This window comes from Cognatiluteimonas weifangensis, from assembly GCF_003416885.1.
Taxonomy (GTDB): Bacteria; Pseudomonadota; Gammaproteobacteria; order Xanthomonadales; family Xanthomonadaceae; genus Cognatiluteimonas; species Cognatiluteimonas weifangensis.
The window spans coordinates 1-15,350 of record NZ_QVPD01000016.1; the positions used below are offsets into that span (position 1 = coordinate 1).

The window sequence follows — 15,350 nt, forward strand, 5'->3', positions numbered from 1 at the left end:
CGGCTCGATGCAGGTAACGATGGCGCTGCCAAGCCCGCGCCGAGTGGACTGAGTTCAGATCTTCGATGGGTTGCCGGAATTCCACCATTGGGGCCTAACGCCTAGTGGACCCCAAAAACGGGGATATGCACCGGATATTCATAGTCGGTGGCGGCGTCGTCAAGCGGGAAAACCCTACATCGGATCACGTACTTGGACGATGCCGCTGCGTTTGCAGGGCGGCCACGCTGTTGCCGGGAAACCGGTGCGGATGAGGGTGTATGTCTTATCAGTCATCAGATGCGGTGGTATCCGATGCTTCCGGGGGGGCGGCCGATGCGAAGAAACCCCGCTTGCTCGACGATGTTCGCCGGCGTTTGCGGCTCAAACACTACAGCCTGCGTACCGAGCGGGCGTATGTGGGCTGGATCCGTCGGTTCATCCTGGCCAATAGCAAGCGGCATCCGCGACAGATGGGCGTAAAGGAGGTCGAGGCGTTCCTGACGCTGCTGGCGACCCGCGGCAAGGTTGCGGCGAGCACCCAGAACCAGGCGCTGTCGGCGCTGCTGTTCCTGTACCGCGAGGTGCTGCAGGTCGATCTGCCGTGGATGGAGGACGTGGTCCGGGCGAAGCGGCCGCAGCGCCTGCCGGTGGTGCTGTCGGTGGCGGAGGTGCAGGCGCTGCTGGCGCGGATGGAGGGGCGGCCGTGGTTGATCGCCAGCGTGCTGTACGGCACCGGCCTGCGCCTGATGGAGTGCCTGCGGCTGCGGGTCAAGGATGTGGACTTCGCGCGCAACGAGATCATGGTGCGTGACGGCAAGGGCGGCAAGGACCGGCGCACGGTGTTGCCGCGCGCGCTGGTCGAGCCGCTGCAGCGCGAACTCGAGCGGGTGCGTCTGCTGCACGACGACGACCTGGCGGCCGGGTTCGGCGAGGTCTGGCTGCCGCATGCGCTGGCACGCAAGTATCCCAACGCCGCGCGCGAGTTCGGTTGGCAGTACGTGTTCGCGGCGCGGGCGCGGGCGTGCGATCCGCGCGACGGCCGCGAGCGGCGCCATCATTTCGACGAGGGCATGCTGTCGCGCGCACTCAAGCGCGCCCGCCTCGACGCCGGCCTCGCCAAGCCGGTCAGCGCGCACACCCTGCGTCATTCCTTCGCCACCCATCTGCTGGAAGCCGGCTACGACATCCGTACCATCCAGGAACTGCTCGGGCACAAGGATGTGGCGACGACGCAGATCTACACCCACGTGCTGGGCCGCGGCGGCAACGGCGTGCTGAGTCCGCTGGACCGGCGCGTGGATTGAGCCCGCCGCCGTCGAATCCGCGCCGCGAAATGGGCGTGTCGTGCAACCCGCCGTGCCATCGGCTTCCTTCGCACAGGTCCCGCATTGGGCCCGACGAACGACTTGCCGAGCGATCGCCGCTAGCGTTCCGTGCGCCAGTTGACCGAGGCCCGGTTCTCCGCCGTGCTGGATTCGATCTCGATGTCGAAGCCCTTGCGCAGCAGGTATTTCAGGGTCAGCACCTGGCCGGTGCCCAGCAGCGACACGCCGTAGCCGACGTAGAGTTTCGGCGACAGGTATTTGCCCACGCCGAGCACGCTGCCGCCCAGGGCGCGCGACTGGCTGACGCCGGCATCGTCCAGGCCGAGGCTGGCGCCCAGTTGCGAGGCCAGCAGGCTGCCGCCGGCGGAAAGCGCGGCGCTGGCGGCGTCGAGGCGGCGGCTTTCGTCGCCGGTCGCGGTGGACAGCGGCCGGCCGAGCGCGAGCCAGGCCAGCGCCTGGGACTGGTCGCTCGCTGGGTCGGTCCAGACTTCGGCCTGCGGGCGCGAGGCGCGGCCGCTGACGTCGATGCCGGCGGTGACGTCGCCCAGGTCGCGCTCGGCGCGGATGTCGAGCAGCGGATCGGCGATCGGGCCGCCCTGCCACAGCAGGCGGCCGCGGCGGATGGCGAGTTTCTGGCCGTAGGCGGTGTAGCGGCCGCCGACTTCGAGCGTGCCGCTGGCGAGCGTTTCGCGGCCCGGGCGCGCGCGCACCCGCAGGCTGCCGTCGAGGCTGCCGTCCAGGCCGAAGCCGTGGAGCCGCACGTCCTCGCCCAGCGCCAGGGTGAGGTCAAGCTGCAGCGGGGTGGCGAGGCCGTCTTCCGGGTCCGCCGGATCCAGGATCACCACGTCCGGCGAGGTGGACACGCCGCGGTCCAGCCGCTCCAGGTCGATGCGCGCGCTGGGCACGCCGACGCTGCCGCGGATGTCCAGCGGCTGCCGCGCGGCGTAGCGCACCGTCACGTCGGGGTCGATCACCGCGCGCAGGTCGCGGGTGTCGGAGGCGAGTACGTTCTTGCCGCGCACGTTGAGCAGCAGCGGGGTGTCGTCGTCGCGCCAGCCGAGCGTGCCGTCGATGTCCAGGATGCCGTCGCCGGAGCGCAGGCTGCCGGCAATGCGTGCGCTGCCGTCGGCGCGTGCGTCCAGGCGCAGGTTGCCGTCGCCGGGCGCGATCGCCAGCGCCGGGATCTCGGCGCTGAAGCCGCTGAGTTGCGCGCTGCCGCCCAGCACCGGCTGCGTGCGGCTGCCGGCCACGGTGACCTGGCCGACGAGCTGGCCGCGGGGCGCGACGATGTCCGGCGACAGCAACTCCATCCAGGTGAGCTCTTCGGTGTCGAGGGCGACAGTGGCGGACAACGGCGCATAGGCGTCCCAGCCGCTGGCCAGGCGCGCATGGATGCGGCCGTCGCCGTCGAGCGTGGCGTCGAGGGTGGCCTGCACGCGTTGCGGATCCAGCTGCGCGTCGAGCACCAGGTTGCGGTAGTCGACCAGGTCATCGCCGGCACGCGCGCTGCTTTGCAGTCCGCCTGCGGCGGAAGCGAGGCGGGCGGTGCCGCGCCAGCCATTGCCGGCCGCGCGCAGATGGGCGGCAAGCGCGATTTCGCCGTGCAGCAGCCACGGGCGACCGTCGTCGCGGACGGGCAGCCAGGGCGTGGCCAGCGCCAGCGGCAGGCTCTGGCCTGCGATGTCGAGGCCCTGGCGCGGCCACTGGCCGCTGGCGCAGAGGCTGCCGCCGTCGACCGCGGCGAGGCAGCTGCGGCCCAGCGTCCAGCCGTTGCCGCTCTGGGCGAAGCGGGCGGGCGCTTGCAGCTGCCAGGCGCCGCCTTTGACTGGCTGCAGCCGCAGGCGGTCGAGCGTGCCTTGCCAGGGTCTGGCCCGACCCCGGCTCGATGGGCCGTGGCCGCGCGCGGCGCTGCCCGCCAGCGCGAGGCTGCCGAATTCGCTCCTCGCGTTCGCTTCCAGTTGCAGTTGTTCGACCGCGCCGCGTGCGTCCACATGCAGCCGATCGAAGACGACGCCGGCCTCGAGGCCACGCGCGTCCAGCACCAGCGCGCCGCTGCCGTGGCGCCAGGGCAGGCGACCTTGCGCGCGCAGGGTGTCGGCTTGCCAGCGGCGGTAACGCAGACCGCGGCCGTCGAGGTCGGCGGCGACATCCGGCGCGGTGCGGGCGCCGCCGAGGGCCAGCGTGCCGTGCAGGGTGCCGGCGGCATCGGGCAGCAGGTCGCCGAGTTGCAGCGGCGCAAAGGCGGCGTGCACGTCCAGCGTGTCGGCGATCGTGCCGCGCGCGCTGACGCGGCTGGCGCCGAGCGCGAGCGCGATGTCGCCTTCGTAGCGGGTGGCGGCGGCGTCGTTCGCCGGCCGCAGCAGCGCGACGCGGCCGTGGCCGCCGAGCGCGCGCCCGCGTAGCCTGCCGCCGAGCCGTTGCACGTCCAGGCGTGCGTCCAGGTCGCCGTTGCTGCGCGTCTCGCCGGTGCTGGCGAGGCGGCCATCCACCGCGCCGTCCCAGTCGGGCAGGAAGTAACCGGGATCGAAACCGGCCAGCGTGGCGGCGCCGTCCCAGGCCAGCGCCGGCGACCAGCGCAGGTGGCCGGTCGCCTCCAGCGTGCCGGTCGGCATGGTGGCATGCAGCTGGCGCACCCGTATCTGCGCGCGGGTGCCGCGGCCGTCGAAGTCGAGCTGCGCCCGTTGCGTCCCGCGCTGGAAGGTGGCCTTGCCGATCGCCGCCCAGCGGTCGGGGGTGCCGGCGATGCCGAAGTCGGCGTTAGCGACGACCGCCGGGGTGCCTGCGGTGTTGCCGAGCCAGCGCAGGTGGCGCGCGTTGAGTGCGAGCCGGCTCTGCGGCGCGGGACCCGCGCCGGTCGGCGGACGCAGGTCGAGGTGGCCGCGGGCGATGACGCGACCGTCGAGCAGGTCGACCACCAGCGGTTGCAGCTGCAATACCTGGTCGTGCAGGCGCACGCGCGAGGGCTGCAGCGTGGCAGTGAAGGCGCCGCGCGCGAGGCTGCCCTGCAGCCGCGCCGCGCCGCCGCTGCCGCGGGCACGCAGGTCGAAGGCGATCGGTGTGGCGGGGACGCCGGTGCCGGACAGCAGGCCGGGATCCAGCGCTGCGCTGCCGGCGCGCAACGTCCACTGCGGGCGTTCGCCGCCGCTGTCGTCGGTGAGCGTCAGCAGGGCGTCGAGTGGCGCCGGCGCATGGCCGGAGACCGCGACCAGCAGCCGCGCCAGGTCGCCGCGCGCCACCACGCCGAGGCGCGGCGGCGTGCGTCCGGCCGGCGCCGGCAGCGCCGCGGTGAGCGTGAAGTCGCTGCGGTAATCGTCGCGCGGCGCGTAGTCGCCGTGCGCGCCGAAGCGGCCGCGGTCGCTGTCGACGACCAGGTGCTCGACGTGCAGCTGGCCGGCGGACGCATCGAGGCCGCCGCGCGCGCTGCGGATCGCGAGCAGCGGTTGCGCCGCGCGGGTGACCGCGAGCCGGTCGATGCGGATGGCGTCGGCCTGCAGTGCCAGTGGCGGGGCGATGTCCGGCAGCGATTGCGGCCAGCGCGGCCACGCGAACGGCGTGTCGCTGCGCGGCAGGTCGAGCGTGGCGTCGCGCACCACCAGCGCGTCCAGCCGCAGCCGCCGGCCGAGCAGCGGGCGCAGCGCCGGATCCAGCACGATGGCGCGCGCGCTGAAGCTGATGCGCCCCATCGCGCAGCTGGCGGCGGCGCTGGGCACGCAGTCCGCGTCCAGCTGCCGCGGCATCGAGAAGCGCACGCCGTGCAAGGTCAGCGGGCCGGCCGCCGGGCCTTGCGCGCGCGTCCAGTCGAGCGTGGTGCCTGCCGGCAGCCGCGCCACGATCTGCCGCAGCAGCAGGTCGCGGCCGCCGATGGTCAGCAGCAGCCAGGACAGCGCCAGCGCCGCCACGAGTGCCAGCGCCAGCGTGCCCAGGCCGGCGCGGACCGCGAGCCGGCGTTGCCGGCGGCGGCGCAGCGCGCGCAGTTCGGCGATCCGCGCCTCGCGCTGCTGCGCGCTGGCGTTTTCGGGCAGCGGCGCCAGACCGTGGCGGCGTTCGCGGTCGCGCCGGCTCACAGGTCGGCACCGATGTTGAGGTTGAGGGTGAACGGCGAGCGCGGGTCGTCGAGTCCGCGGGCGATGTCCAGCCGCACCGGGCCCACCGGCGAGCGCCAGCGCACGCCGACGCCGACGCCGGTGTGCCAGTCCGGCGACGTGCCGTCGAACGCGCTGCCGCCGTCCACGAACACCGCGCCGCCCCAGCTGGCGCCGAAGTAGCGCTCGTACTCGGCGCTGGCGGTGATCACGTTCTTCGCGCCGAGGCCGAAATCGCCCAGGCGCGGGCCGACCTCGCGGTAGTCGTAGCCGCGGATGCTGCGGTCGCCGCCGGCGTAGAAGCGCAGGCTCGGCGGCAGCTCGACCACGCTGCCGGTGAAGGTGTGGCCGAGCTCGCCGCGCACGATCAGGCGATCGCGCGGGCCCAGGCCGCGGAACCAGCTGGCGCGCGCCTGCGCCTGCAGGAAGCCGGCGTCGGCACCGAGCACGCCTGCGCGCGCGCCGCGCAACTGCAGCGTGCCGCCGAGCGCGTTGCGCGGATACAGGCGGTCGTCGGCGCGGACGTATTCGGCGCGCAGCGAGGGGAAGGCGAAACTGCCGTAGCGGTAGGCGGGATGGTCGAGGTCGCCGGTATACGCCCAGCGCTCGCGCAGTACATGCAGCGCGGCGATCGCGGTCAGGCGCGCATCGATCCGGCCGCTGCGGCTGGCGACGAACTCGACCCGGCGGCTGTCAATGTAGTCGGTCTGCTCGTCGGCCAGCTGCAGGCTGGCGCTGTACCAGCCGTCGACCCAGGCGAAGGCGGGGATGCGGTACTGCACGGTCGCGGTCTTGCGCTTCTGCGCCCAGTCCACCTGCGCCAGCACCTTGTGCCCGCGCGCGTTGAGGTAGCGCCGCTCCAGGCCCAGGCGCACGCCGGCGCCGCTGTCGCTGCCGTAGCTGAGGCCGGCGGTGTAGATGCTGCGCTTGGCGGGGGTCAGCGTCACCGTCACCGGCACGCGCTTGCCGTTGCCCGCGGGCCCCGGCGCGGCTTGCTCGGGATGCGGCTCGATCTCCACGCGGCTGAAGTAATCCAGTGCCACCAGCGAGGTGCGCAGGCGGTCGAGCTTGCCCTGGTGGTAATAGCTGCCCTCGTCCCAGTACACCAGCTTGTCGAACAGATCCGGGCGCAGGATCCGCGTCGGCGTCTGCTCGAAGGCGATGCGGCCCATGGCGTAGCGCGCGCCGCTGTGCCAGCGCAGGTCGATGTCGGCCGCGTGCGCGGCGCGGGTGACCTCGACCCGGCGCGCGAGGAAGTCGGCATCGAAATAGCCGCGCTCGGCCAGGCGGCGGCTGATCCGGGTCTTGCTGGCTTCGTACAGGCGGCTGTCGAAGATCGCGCCCGGGCCGGGGGCGAAGGCGGCGAGCTCTGCGCGCATGTAGCGGTCGCTGCCGGCCGCGCCTTCGATCGCGACGGTGCGCTCGCGCACGCGCACCGGCGTGCCGGGCGTCACCGCGATGGTGACGTCGCCGCTGGCGCCATCGCGCGTCACCGTCACCTGCGGCGTGTAGTAGCCGAACGGCTGCAGCGCCTCGCGAGTCTCGTCCTGCGCCGCGCGCACCAGATAGTCCAGGCGCCGCTCGGAGAGGTCCTTGCCGATCGCCTCCACCAGCGACAGCGACACGCGGACGTTGTCGGTCATCGCCTCGTCCAGGCCGACGATGTCCACGCGCCGCACCACCGCCGCCTGCGCCGCGATGGCCTGCGCGAGCAGCGGGCACAGCGCGACGATAGCGAGCAGGCGGGGGAGCGGACGCATGCCGGGAGCATACCCGGCGCGCGTCAACGGCAACTGACGGCTACGCCGCCTGGCCGCCGGCCCCTCATCCGCCTTCGGCACCTTCTCCCCGCAAGCGGGGAGAAGGAAAGAGCTGTTGCCCCGCGTCGTCATCCCGCGCCTCGTGCAGCGGCCTGCTCTCGCCCCGCAGGCAAGGAGAAGAAAAAGTCTTCGCTCCTGTATCGTCATCCCTCCCCCGCGCAAGGAGGCCGCCCTCGCCCCGCGCAGCGGGGAGAGGGACAGCTTCGCGCAGCGAAGCAGGGTGAGGGGTGCCGCTTTACCGTCGGAGTCCGCCTACGCGGACAAGTGCTCGATCGCGGCGACGCTGCCCAGGCGCGCGGCCAGCCGCTGCAGCAGCGCCAGGCGGTTGTGGCGCACCGCGGCGTCGTCGACGTTGACCATCACCTGGTCGAAGAACGCGTCGACCTGCGGCCGCAGCCGCGCCAGGCGGCCGAGCACGGCGACGTAGTCGCCTGCCGCCAGCGCGGCGTCGCTGTCGGCGATCGCGGCGTCCACCGCCGCGGCCAGCTCGCGCTCGGCGGCTTCGGCGAACAGTGCCGGGTCCACCGCCTGCGGAATGTCGCCCTCGACCTTCTTCAGGATGTTGCGGATGCGCTTGTTGGCCGCGGCCAGCGCGTCGGCCTCCGGCAGCAGCGCGAACTCCGCGATCGCCTTGAGCCGGCGGTCGAAGTCGTGCAGCGAGGCCGGGCGCAGCGCCGCGACCGCTTCAAACTGCTGCGGCGGAACGCCCTGGTCGGCGTAGTAGCCGTGCAGGCGGTCGAGGATGAAGTCGAGAATGTCTCGAACGTTCTGATTCGGAAAAATGTCATCTGTCGTAACAGTGTGTACACCCGAAGCTTCGACGCCCTTTGATTTGGCTCGAGCGGCTTCGGATTCGACTTTCTGAAGTGCCGTTTGCCTTAAAGCCATCGATGCTTGAGCTTCAGCGATCTTGATCAACTTCGGCAGGTCTAGCTCGATCCCGCGCTCGATGAGCGTGCGCGCCAGGCCCAGCGCATTGCGTCGCAGCGCGAACGGGTCCTTGTTGCCGGTCGGCTTCAGGCCCGCGGCGAAACCGCCGGCCAGCGTGTCCAGGCGCTCGGCGATCGCCAGCACCTGGCCCAGCGGCGACGGCGCCACCGCGTCGGCCGAAAAGCGCGGCATGTAGGCCTCGTCCAGCGCCTGCGCCAGCTGCGCGCGCGCGTCGGCGTCGAGGTCGGCCAGCGCCGCATCGCGCAGCGCGTAGTAGCGCCCGGCGATGCCCTGCAGCTCCGGGAACTCGTTGACCAGCCGCGATTGCAGGTCGGCCTTGGACAGCTCCGCGGCGCGACGGGCGAGCGCGGGATCGACCCCGACTTCGCCCGCGATGGCCTGCGCCAGCGCGGCCACGCGCGCGACCTTGGCGGCCACGCTGCCGAGCCGGGCCTGGTAGGTCACCGTCGTCAGCCCGTCGTTCATCGCCGTCAGCCCCTGCTTGAGGTCTGCGTCGAAGAAGAAGCGCGCGTCGGCGAAGCGCGGCCGGATCACGCGCTCGTAGCCCTTGCGCACCTCGGCCACGGCGGTCGATTCGAGGTTGGCGATGCCGACGAAGTGCTCGCTCAGCTTGCCGTCGGCGTCCAGCACCGGGAAGAATTTCTGGTTGGCTTCCATCGTGGCGATGAGTGCTTCCGCCGGCACCGCGAGGAAGTCGCGCTCGAAGCTGCACAGCACCGCGCTGGGCCATTCGCTCAGGCACTCGACCTGGGCGAGGTTGTCCGCGTCGATGCGGGCGACGCCGCCGACCGATGCCGCCGCGGCCTCGACCTCGCGCACGATGCGCGCGCGGCGCTCGTCCGGATCCACCAGCACGTGCGCGTTGCGTAGCGCATCGACGTAGTCGCCGGGCGCGTCGATCCGCACCGCGCCCTCGTGCATGAAGCGGTGGCCGCGGCTGCTGTGGCCGGCCGCGAGCCCGAACAGCTCGCCGGCCACGACCTGCGCGCCGTGCAGCAGCACCCACCAGTGCACCGGCCGCGCGAAACCCTCGGCGCGGTCGCCCCAGCGCATCGGCTTGGGGATCGGCATCGCCGCCACCGCCTCGCGCACGATCTGCGGCAGCAGCGCGGCGGTGGCCGCGCCCGGCGTCGTCGCGCGGTGCACGAAGCGCTCGCCGCGGGCGTCGGCGGTGCGTGCCAGCGCGCTCCAGTCGACCCCGGCCTTGGCGGCGAAGCCCTGCAGCGCGCGGGTCGGCTGGCCGGCGGCGTCGAGCGCGATGTTGACGTAGGGGCCGAGCAGTTCCGCGTGCTGCTCGGGCTGCATCGTGGCGACCCCCGGCAGCAGCACCGCCAGCCGGCGCGGCGTGTACAGCGGCTTGGCGTCGTCGCGATCCACGGCGATGCCGCGCTTGAGCAGCCCGTCGATCACGCCGTCGAACAGCGCCTGCGCCAGGCCGGGCAGGGCGCCGACCGGCAGTTCCTCGGTGCCGATTTCGACCAGCAGCGGTTGCAGGCTCATGCCGCGGTCTCCGGCGTTGCCGCGGCCAGCCCGAGAGCCTGGCGTCGGGCCGGATCCTTGACCCCGGGGAAGCCGAGCTTCTCGCGCTGCGCGTAGTACGCCTCGGCCACCGCCTGCGACAGCCGGCGCACGCGCAGGATGTAGCGCTGGCGCTCGGTCACCGAGATCGCGCGGCGCGCGTCGAGCAGGTTGAAGCTGTGGCTGGCCTTCATCGCCTGCTCGTAGGCGGGCAGCGGCAGGCCGAGGTCGACCAGCTTCAGCGCCTCGGCCTCGCATTCGTCGAAGTGCCGGAACAGGACCTCGACGTTGGCGTGCTCGAAGTTGTACGCGCTCTGCTCGACTTCGTTCTGGTGGTAGACGTCGCGGTAGGTCACCGGCGCGCCGTCGGGCCCGTGGGTCCACACCAGGTCGAACACGTTGTCGACGTTCTGCAGGTACATGCACAGCCGCTCGAGGCCGTAGGTGATCTCGCCGAGCACCGGCTTGCATTCCAGTCCGCCGGCCTGCTGGAAATAGGTGAACTGGGTCACTTCCATGCCGTTGAGCCAGACCTCCCAGCCCAGGCCCCAGGCGCCCAGCGTGGGCGATTCCCAGTTGTCCTCGACGAAGCGCAGGTCGTGCACCTTCGGGTCGATGCCCAGCGCCAGCAGCGAGCCCAGGTACAGCGCCTGGATGTCGTCGGGGTTGGGTTTCATCACCACCTGGTACTGGTAGTAGCGCTGCAGGCGGTTGGGGTTCTCGCCGTAGCGGCCGTCGGCGGGGCGGCGGCAGGGCTGCACGTAGGCCGCGGCCCACGGCTCCGGGCCGATCGCGCGCAGGAAGGTGGCCGGGTGGAAGGTGCCGGCGCCGACCTCCAGGTCCAGCGGCTGCACCAGCACGCAGCCTTGTGCCGCCCAGTAGGCGTTGAGGCGCTGGATCAGTTCCTGGAAGGTGGGGCCTGGCATGGGCTCGGTCGGGTCGCCAAAGCGGGCTAGTATACTTTTCGCGGCCAGTTTCCGGCCTTGCACGAGGCTCGTCATGGCGCTGATCGCTTGTCTGTTCGCGGTTCCGGTCCGGCCTTCCCGGCTCGAGCGCCCGACCGCGTGGCCGCTGCAACGCGGGCAGCGGCGCGGCGCATGAGCGCGCCTTTCCTGATCCTGGAGACCGGCCGGCCGGTCGCCTCGATGCGCCGCCACCGCGGTTTTGCGCACTGGATCCGCGTCGCCGCCGGGCTGGACGCGGACGCGGCCGTGGTGGTGGACGTCGAGCGCGGCGCCCCGCTGCCGCCGTTGCGCGACGCCGCGGCGGCGGGTTTCGCCGGCGCCATCGTCACCGGTTCGGCGGCGATGGTCACCGACCGCCATCCCTGGAGCGAGCGCAGCGCGCAGTGGCTGCGCGAGGCCGCGCACGCGGGGCTGCCGCTGCTGGGCATCTGCTACGGCCACCAGTTGCTGGCGCACGCGCTCGGCGGCCAGGTCGGCGACAACCCGGCCGGGCGCGAGATGGGCACGGTGGAGCTGGAGCTGCAGCCGCAGGCCGGCGACGACGCCTTGTTCGCCGGGCTGCCGGCGCGGTTTCCGGCGCAGGCCACGCATCTGCAGTCGGTGCTGCGCGCGCCGGACGGGGCGCGCGTGCTGGCGCGCTCGGCGCTGGACGCCTGCCACGCCTTCCGCTGGGGCGCGTCCGCCTGGGGCGTGCAGTTCCACCCCGAATTCGGCACCACCCACATGCACGGCTACCTGCGGGCGCGGCGCGAGGCGCTGGCGCGCGAGGGCCGCGATCCGGCGCGGCTGCAGCGCGCGGTGCGCGCCACGCCGCACGCGCGCCGGGTGTTGCGCCGCTTCGTGCGCCACGCCCGTACACTGGCGCCACGGCAACCGCTGGGGGAATGAGATGACCGATGTACGCAAGTTGCCGGCGTCGGCCGGCGCGGAATGGTTGCTGGGCGGATTCGGCCTGCTGCGCAAGGCGCCGCTGGGGCTGGGGCTGCTGGGCGTGATCTACGGCCTGATCGCGGTGCTGGTCGCGCGCAGCGCCGAGCAGGACATGAACCTGTTCCTGCTGGCGGAACTGGCGCTGGTGCTGATCGGGCCGCTGCTGCTGGGCGGATTCGTGTACGCGGCGCGCAGCGTCGACCAGGGCGGCCGGGCCGAACCCGGGCAGCTGCTGCAGGGCGTGCGCAGCGGGCGCAGCGCGCGCCTGTTGGCGATGCTGCTGCCGCAGGTGGTGGCGCTGGTAGTGTGCATCGTGCTGCTGTTCCTGCTGGTCGGCGGCAGCGAGCTGCTGCAGCTGGCGCAGGCGATGGAGCGCATGCAGGGGCAGGCCGCGCCGGACCCGGCGCTGATGGCCGGACTGCCGTTCGGGCGGCTGGCGCTATGGCTGCTGCTGGTGTTCGTGGTCGGCATCCTTGCCAGTTTCTTCACCTTCGTCGCGGTGCCCGAGGTGATGTTCACCGACAGCGGCGCACTGGACGCGATGCGGCGCAGCTTCCGCGCCTGCATGCGCAACCTGGCGGCGGTCGCGGTGTTCCTGGTGCTGATGGCGATCGCGGTGATCGCGCTGTACATCGCGATCCTGATCGTCGGCGTCGCGGTCAAGCTGGTTGCCGGCGCGACGGCGATGCAGGTCGCAGTGCAGCTGCTGGCGATGGCGGTGTTCATGCCGCTGGTGACCGGCGCGATGTATTTCGCCTGGAAGCAGATGCTGGCCGACGGCGACGCTGCCACCGCGGCACCGAGCGCGACCGGGTTCGAGGCCTGAGGCGTGGCCGTGATCTCTCGCTAGTTGTTCGTCCGGGGCGATCCCGAAGGCCGGAAGCACGAATCAGCCCCTCCGGAATCCCGGGTGGGCCTGCATGAACGCGGTTTCTCTCCGAGGACGAGATCGCGGCAGGACACGCCGTGAATGCATCCCCTGGTGCGGAACCTCTGCAGGGGAAGCCGGTAGTCCTGCCTTTCAGGCCGTGAATGCATTCTTCCCTGCGGGGAAAGCCGGCGGCCCGACCTGTATGAGGCATGCGGTGAACTCATGCTTCAGGTGCGGAAGCCTCCGTGGGGGAAGCCGGTGGCCCGGCCTGTGCGGGACACGCCGTGAATACGTCCCTGTAGGCTCCTCGGCGGCATCCATGCCGCCGACGGTCCCGCACAGGCCGGGCCACCGGCTTCTGGCAAGTGAGTCGGCGCTTGAAAAGAGAGCCGCCCGAAGCGACGACCCCAATCCCCCGAAGACACCAGCCGACCAGCAGTCTCCAGGCAGGTGAGTTGGTGCTTGTAGAGAAAACCATCCGAAGCGATGAATCTCCAATCCCCCGAAGGCGCCGCCCGGCGGGCTGGGGGTGCGGAGAGTGGACCATGGAGGGTCCACGACCCGACTTAAAGACAGGAGGTCGTCAGGAGGGCGCAGCACCCCCAGCCCGCCGGGCGGCGACTCCTTCCGAAGCCGATCTCCCAAGATCAGGCCATCAATAGCGCTTGCGCCGAGACAGGACGTCGTCAGGGGGCGCGGCACTCCCAGTCCGTCGGGCGGCGCTCCGTCCGAAGCCGACCACACGAGCGCAGGCCACCGATGGTTCATGCCTCAAAGACAGGAGGTCGTCAGGAGGGCGCAGCACCCCCAGCCCGTCGGGCGGCGACTCCTGCCGAAGCCGATCACACGAGCGCAGGCCACCGATGGTTCATGCCTCAAAGACGGCACGTCTCAGGAGGACGCAATCATTTCCAGCCCACCGGGTGGCGACTCCTCCCGAGCCGATGCTGACTGCATCACCTGCTCCGATTTCCTGCGTTCCACTGAACGACAGGGAACGACAGCTGGTTTTACAGCTGGCCTGCGAGCGCGGCCTGCAGGGCCGCGACGTAGCGCAGCAGCAGCCACGCGACCACGGCGACGCCCACCACCGCCTGCAGCAGCAGCCAGGTCGCAGCTGCGGCGGGCAGGCGCGGGTCGCCGTCGGCGCAGGCCACCCGGGTGCCGGCCAGGTAATCGTGCAGCGCGCGTCGCTGCGGCGGCAGCGCCGCCAGCGCGTGGCCGAGGTTGAGGGTCAGCCACGACAACGCGGCGGCGACGTGCCGCAGCGCCGCGCGCGTCGGTGCCGGCGGCGCGCCGTCCAGGTCGGTGACCCGCAGCCGCAACGCGCGCTTGCCCGGCGATCCCTGCCAGCGCGAGCACTCGCCGCCGACGTGCCACACCGCCGCCAGCACCGCGTATGCCAGCAGCCACGGCCACAGCATCTGCCAGACGCCGGCCTGCACCGCGGCCGCGGCGGCCCGCAATCCGGGGTCGTGCAACAGCGATTGCGACAACGCCTGCGGCGCGGTGCCGGACATCAGTGCATCGGCCAGCGCTTGGCCGGCGTGGGCGGACAACTGCGCCGCGGCCAGGCCGACCGCATGCCCGCCGGCGCGCAGTTGCGGCCAGGTCAGCAGCGTGGCGACCGCGCCGAGCACGGCAAAGTCCAGCGACCAGGCCGCGTACCGACGCCAGAACCCGGCGGCCGGCAGCAGCGCGGGCGCGACGGCCTTCATCGCTGCGGCGAGCCGGCGTGGTTCATGCGGCGTGGTTCATCGCGGCGCGGCGTCGTCGCGCCGCGCAGTTTTGGAAGGCGTCACCGCACGCGCGGCGAGGATGCCGAGTTCGTACAGCGCCACCATCGGCAGCGCCAGCAGCAGCTGCGAGACCACGTCCGGCGGCGTGATCACTGCGGCCACGACGAAGATGCCGACGATTGCGTAGCCGCGCCACTCGCGCAACTGTGCCGGGGTCACCCAGCCCAGCAGCACCAGGATCACCAGCGCCACCGGCAGCTCGAAGCTGGCCCCGAACGCCAGGAACACCACCAGCACGAAGTCCAGGTAGGCGTTGATGTCGGTCATCATCGCCACGCCCGCCGGCGTCACCTGCTGCAGGAACGCGAATACCGCCGGCAGCACGATCCAGTAGGCGAACGCGCAGCCGGCGTAGAACAGCGCCAGCGCGGAGGCCAGTAGCGGCAGCGCCAGTTTCTTCTCGCGCTTGTACAGACCCGGCGCGACGAACGCCCACAGCTGGTACAGCAGCCACGGCATCGCCAGCACCACGGCGACGCAGAACGCCAGCTTGAGCGGCGCCAGGAACGGCGAGGCGACCTCGACCGCGATCAGCTGGCCGCCACGCGGCAGCTTGTCCAGCAGCGGTTGCGCCAGCCAGGCGTACAGCCGGTTGGCGAACGGCAGCAGCGCCACGAACAGCAGCAGCAGCCCGGCGACCGCGCGCAGCAGCCGCGCGCGCAACTCGACCAGGTGGTCGAGCAGGGTCGCGTTGCCGTTGTCGGCGTCAGCCGCCACGGGCGTCGTCGTCGGCGGGCGCGCCAGGGCGCGGCTCGGTCGGCGGGGAGGGCGGCGCGGCGGTGGGCGGCGCGTCGTCGCGCATCCGCGTGTCCGGCTCGAGCGCGCGTTGCGCGTCGTCGCCGGCCTCGCGCAGGGCCGCCTGCGCCTCGCGCATCGCCGCCTGGGTGTCGTGCAGGCTGCGCCGCAGGTCCTCGGCGGCGAGGTCGCGTTCCAGTTCGGCCCTGACCGCATGCCATTGCGCGCGCGCGCGCCGCACCCACAGCCCGGTCAGGCGCGCCGCTTTCGGCAGCCGTTCCGGGCCGAGCACCAGCAGCGCGACCACCGCGATCACCAGCAGTTCGGAGAAACCGATGTCGAACATGCCCGCTCCGGTTCAGCGCCGGCGGC

Annotated in this window: 10 protein-coding genes; 3 read left to right on the forward strand and 7 right to left on the reverse strand. The window is 72.3% G+C overall.

From position 1 onward, the window contains the following. Positions 1-260: 260 nt before the first annotated feature. Positions 261-1,286 carry an integron integrase gene (locus D0Y53_RS11830; protein ID WP_117203529.1) on the forward strand — a complete coding sequence of 342 codons (1,026 nt, stop codon included), beginning with the start codon at positions 261-263 and terminating at the stop codon, positions 1,284-1,286. A gap of 119 nt (positions 1,287-1,405) precedes the next feature. On the opposite strand, the gene D0Y53_RS11835 is transcribed toward D0Y53_RS11830, so the two are convergent. From D0Y53_RS11835 to glyQ, 4 genes are all read right to left on the reverse strand, one after another. Next, the gene (locus D0Y53_RS11835) at positions 1,406-5,371 is read right to left on the reverse strand and encodes a translocation/assembly module TamB domain-containing protein (protein WP_233511772.1); all 3,966 of its coding nucleotides are present in this window, start codon (positions 5,369-5,371) and stop codon (positions 1,406-1,408) included. Next, positions 5,368-7,149, reverse strand: coding sequence for an autotransporter assembly complex protein TamA (locus tag D0Y53_RS11840; protein ID WP_117203530.1), 1,782 nt, complete (start codon positions 7,147-7,149; stop codon positions 5,368-5,370). The genes D0Y53_RS11835 and D0Y53_RS11840 overlap by 4 nt, the downstream gene beginning before the upstream one ends. Positions 7,150-7,461: 312 nt before the next feature. Next, the gene (gene glyS / locus D0Y53_RS11845) at positions 7,462-9,660 is read right to left on the reverse strand and encodes a glycine--tRNA ligase subunit beta (RefSeq protein WP_117203531.1); all 2,199 of its coding nucleotides are present in this window, start codon (positions 9,658-9,660) and stop codon (positions 7,462-7,464) included. Then, positions 9,657-10,604, reverse strand: coding sequence for a glycine--tRNA ligase subunit alpha (glyQ, locus tag D0Y53_RS11850; RefSeq protein ID WP_117203532.1), 948 nt, complete (start codon positions 10,602-10,604; stop codon positions 9,657-9,659). Before glyQ ends, glyS begins: the two co-directional genes overlap by 4 nt. Before the next feature lie 171 nt (positions 10,605-10,775). On the opposite strand from glyQ, the gene D0Y53_RS11855 reads away from it, so the two are divergent. Then, positions 10,776-11,531: a glutamine amidotransferase gene (locus tag D0Y53_RS11855; protein WP_117203533.1), complete on the forward strand. Its 756-nt coding sequence runs from the start codon at positions 10,776-10,778 to the stop codon at positions 11,529-11,531. A gap of 1 nt (position 11,532) precedes the next feature. Continuing rightward, positions 11,533-12,399, forward strand: coding sequence for a BPSS1780 family membrane protein (locus D0Y53_RS11860; protein ID WP_117203534.1), 867 nt, complete (start codon positions 11,533-11,535; stop codon positions 12,397-12,399). Positions 12,400-13,454: 1,055 nt separating this feature from the next. On the opposite strand, the gene D0Y53_RS11865 is transcribed toward D0Y53_RS11860, so the two are convergent. From D0Y53_RS11865 to tatB, 3 genes are read right to left on the reverse strand one after another with little or no spacing between them, the layout of a single operon-like run. Then, a complete protein-coding gene (locus D0Y53_RS11865) occupies positions 13,455-14,162 on the reverse strand; it encodes an RDD family protein (protein WP_117203535.1) in 708 nt (235 codons plus the stop codon). Positions 14,163-14,198: 36 nt separating this feature from the next. Continuing rightward, positions 14,199-14,960 (reverse strand): twin-arginine translocase subunit TatC, encoded by a 762-nt coding sequence (tatC, locus tag D0Y53_RS11870; protein WP_117203536.1) that lies wholly within the window; start codon positions 14,958-14,960, stop codon positions 14,199-14,201. Beyond that, complete coding sequence (tatB, locus tag D0Y53_RS13305) at positions 14,950-15,324, reverse strand: Sec-independent protein translocase protein TatB (protein WP_117203537.1); 375 nt, start codon at positions 15,322-15,324, stop codon at positions 14,950-14,952. Before tatB ends, tatC begins: the two co-directional genes overlap by 11 nt. Positions 15,325-15,350 lie beyond the last annotated feature (26 nt).